Origin of the sequence: Streptomyces sp. MBT65, from assembly GCF_016612545.1 — a bacterium.
Lineage (GTDB): Bacteria > Actinomycetota > Actinomycetes > Streptomycetales > Streptomycetaceae > Streptomyces.
Window position 1 is genome coordinate 1 of record NZ_JAENRY010000525.1, and the last position, 3,447, is coordinate 3,447.

Annotated in this window: 2 protein-coding genes; one reads left to right on the forward strand and one right to left on the reverse strand. The window is 68.3% G+C overall.

The window, feature by feature from the left end; genetic code table 11:
* Positions 1-158: 158 nt before the first annotated feature.
* Entirely contained in the window at positions 159-1,964 is a 1,806-nt protein-coding gene (locus JHN63_RS49680) for a bifunctional UDP-sugar hydrolase/5'-nucleotidase (protein ID WP_200691726.1), read from the forward strand.
* A 66-nt stretch (positions 1,965-2,030) separates the two neighbouring features.
* Here JHN63_RS49680 and JHN63_RS49685 read toward each other — a convergent pair.
* A partial coding sequence (locus JHN63_RS49685) for a lysine N(6)-hydroxylase/L-ornithine N(5)-oxygenase family protein (protein ID WP_234478896.1) occupies positions 2,031-3,447 on the reverse strand: 1,417 nt, incomplete at its 5' end.

Consider the following 3,447-nt stretch of genomic DNA (forward strand, 5'->3'; position numbering starts at 1 on the left):
GTCGGGGGTCGTCCGGGGTGGGGGTGGTCATACGTCCCACTCTGTCAGGTGGGGCGCCGGGTGGTCATCAGATCGAAACCTGCGGGACCTGTCGCGGCCAGTAAGAAGCGAGTAAGAATCTACGCGCGTTGTTGACCGTTTCCCGAGGAGATCCAGACATGCCCTTGAACCGCCGGAAGTTCCTGAAGAAGTCCGCCGTGACGGGTGCGGGGGTCGCGCTGGCCGGTGCGGCGGCGGCTCCGGCGGCGCAGGCCGCGGAGAAGAAGAAGCCGGGCAAGCACCCGAAGCGGTACTCGCTGACGGTGATGGGCACGACCGATCTGCACGGGCATGTCTTCAACTGGGACTACTTCAAGGACGCGGAGTACGCGGACGCCAAGGGCAACGCGATGGGTCTGGCGCGGGTGTCGACCCTGGTGAACCAGATCCGCCAGGAGAAGGGCCGGTGCAACACGCTGCTGCTGGACGCGGGCGACACGATCCAGGGCACCCCGCTGACGTACTACTTCGCGAAGGTGGACCCGATCACCGCCAAGGGCGGTCCGGTGCACCCGATGGCGCAGGCGATGAACGCGATCGGGTACGACGCGGCGGCGCTGGGCAACCACGAGTTCAACTACGGCATCGAGACGCTGCGGAAGTTCGAGGACCAGTGCCGTTTCCCGCTGCTGGGGGCGAACGCGCTGGACGCGAAGACGCTGAAGCCCGCGTTCCCGCCGTACTTCATCAAGAAGTTCCAGGTGCCGGGCGCTCCCCCGGTGAAGGTGGCGGTCCTCGGGCTCACCAACCCGGGGATCGCGATCTGGGACAAGGCGTATGTGCAGGGGAAGTTGACGTTCCCGGGGCTTGAGGAGCAGGCGGCGAAGTGGGTGCCGAAGCTGCGGTCGATGGGGGCGGACGTCGTCGTCGTGTCGGCGCACTCCGGGTCGTCGGGGACGTCGTCGTACGGTGACCAGCTGCCGTACGTGGAGAACTCGGCGGCGCTCGTCGCGCAGCAGGTGCCGGGGATCGACGCGATCCTGGTCGGCCACGCGCACGTGGAGATCCCGGAGTTGAAGGTCACGAACACGGCGACGGGGAAGACGGTCGTGCTGTCCGAACCGCTGTGCTTCGCCGAGCGGTTGAGCGTGTTCGACTTCGAGTTGGTCTTCGAGAAGGGGCGTTGGACGGTCGAGTCGGTGGCGGCCTCGCTGCGGGACGCGAAGACGGTCGCGGACGACCCGAAGATCACGCGGCTGCTGAAGGACGAGCACGCGTTGGTCGTGGAGTACGTCAACCAGGTGGTCGGTACGGCGACGGCGACGCTGACGACGGTGGACGCGCGGTACAAGGACGCGCCGATCATCGACCTGATCACCAAGGTCCAGGAGGACGTGGTGAAGGCGGCGTTGGTGGGGACGGCGTACGCGTCGCTGCCGGTGATCGCGCAGGCGTCGCCGTTCTCGCGGACCTCGGAGATCCCGGCGGGCGAGGTGACGATCCGGGACCTGTCGGGTCTGTACGTGTACGACAACACGCTGGTGGCGAAGCTGCTGACGGGTGCTCAGGTGCGGGCGTATCTGGAGTACTCGGCGCAGTACTTCGTGCAGACGGCCGCCGACGCGGTCGTGGACACGGAGAAGCTGACGAACGCGAACGGCCGTCCGGACTACAACTACGACTACGTGTCGGGTTTCTCGTACGACATCGACATCGCGCAGGCGGCCGGTTCGCGGATCAAGAACCTCACCTACAACGGTGCGGCGCTGGACGACGCGCAGCAGTTCGTGCTGGCGGTGAACAACTACCGGGCGAACGGCGGCGGTGCGTTCCCGCATGTGGCGTCGGCGACCGAGGTGTGGGCGGAGTCGACGGAGATCCGGACACGGATCGCGGAGTGGGTGACCGCGAAGGGTGTGCTGGATCCGGCTGATTTCGCCTCGGTGGACTGGAAGTTGACGCGGAACGGGACGCCGGTCTTCTAAGGCGTCGAGTGTCCAACAAGGGTTTTCCGAGGGGCCCGGCGGCTCTGGTCGCCGCCGGGCCCCTTTCTAGCGTTCCACGAGTGGGGTGAGCGTGCGGGTGGCCTGGCGGGCCGTGGGGATCTGGGCCTGCTGATCGAGGCCGAAGGTGGTGAAGGCCGTTCGGCCGGGGAGGGGGTAAGGCTCCTTCCCCGTCAGGGAGTTGAGGATGGTGGCGCTGCGCCAGGCGGCGAGGCCGAGGTCGGGGGCGCCGACGCCGTGGGTGTGGAGTTCGGCGTTCTGGACGTAGACCTGGCAGCCGGCGCCGGTGACGGAGGGGTCGAGGACGAGTCTGAACCGGTCGTCGACGCGCGGGCGTTCGGCGCTGTCGCGGCGCAGGTAGGGGTCGAGTCCGGCGAGGATGCGGCCGAGGGGGCGTTCGCGGTAGCCGGTGGCGAGGACGACGGCGTCGGTGGTGAGGCGGGAGCGGGTGTTCTGCTGGAGGTGTTCCAGGTGGAGCTCGACCTTGGTGGTCGCGATCCTTCCCGCCGTACGCACGCGGACGCCGGGGGTGAGCACGGCGTCGGGCCAACCGCCGTGCAGGGTACGGCGGTAGAGCTCGTCGTGGATGGCGGCGATGGTGCCCGCGTCGATGCCCTTGTGGAGTTGCCACTGCGAGCTGACGAGGCGGTCGCGGACTCCTTCGGCGAGGGCGTGGAAGTAGCGGGTGTAGTCGGGGGTGAAGTGTTCCAGGCCGAGCTTGGAGTACTCCATGGGGGCGAAGGCCTCGCTGCGGCCGATCCAGTGGAGTTTCTCGTGTCCCGCGGGGCGGTGGCGGAGCAGGTCGAGGAAGACCTCGGCGCCGGTCTGTCCCGAGCCGATGACGGTGATGTGCTCGGCGGCGAGAAACGTTTCGCGGTGGGCGAGGTAGTCGGCGGCGTGGATGACGGGGACGCCGGGGGCTTCGACGAGGGGCTTGAGCGGGTCCGGGATGTAGGGGGCGGTGCCGACGCCGAGGACGATGTTCTTGGTGTAGGTGCGGCCGAGGGCCTCGGCCTCTCCGTCGCTGTCGAGCTGGGTGAAGTCGACCTCGAAGACGTCGCGTTCGGGGTTGAAGCGGACGGCGTCGACCTGGTGGCCGAAGTGGAGTCCGGGGAGGCTGTCGGCGACCCAGCGGCAGTAGGCGTCGTACTCGGCGCGCTGGATGTGGAAGCGCTCGGCGAAGTAGAAGGGGAAGAGCCGGTCGCGGGCCCTGAGGTAGTTGAGGAAGGACCAGGGGCTGGCGGGGTCGGCGAGGGTCACCAGGTCGGCCAGGAAGGGGACTTGGACGGTGGTGCCGTCGATGAGCAGGCCGGGGTGCCAGTCGAAGCCGGGGCGCTGTTCGTAGAAGACGGTGTCGAGTTCGGCGAGCGGGTGGGCGAGGGCGGCGAGCGAGAGGTTGAAGGGGCCGATGCCGATGCCGACCAGGTCGCGGGGTGGATCGGGTTCGTGGTGTGGGGGGTTGGGG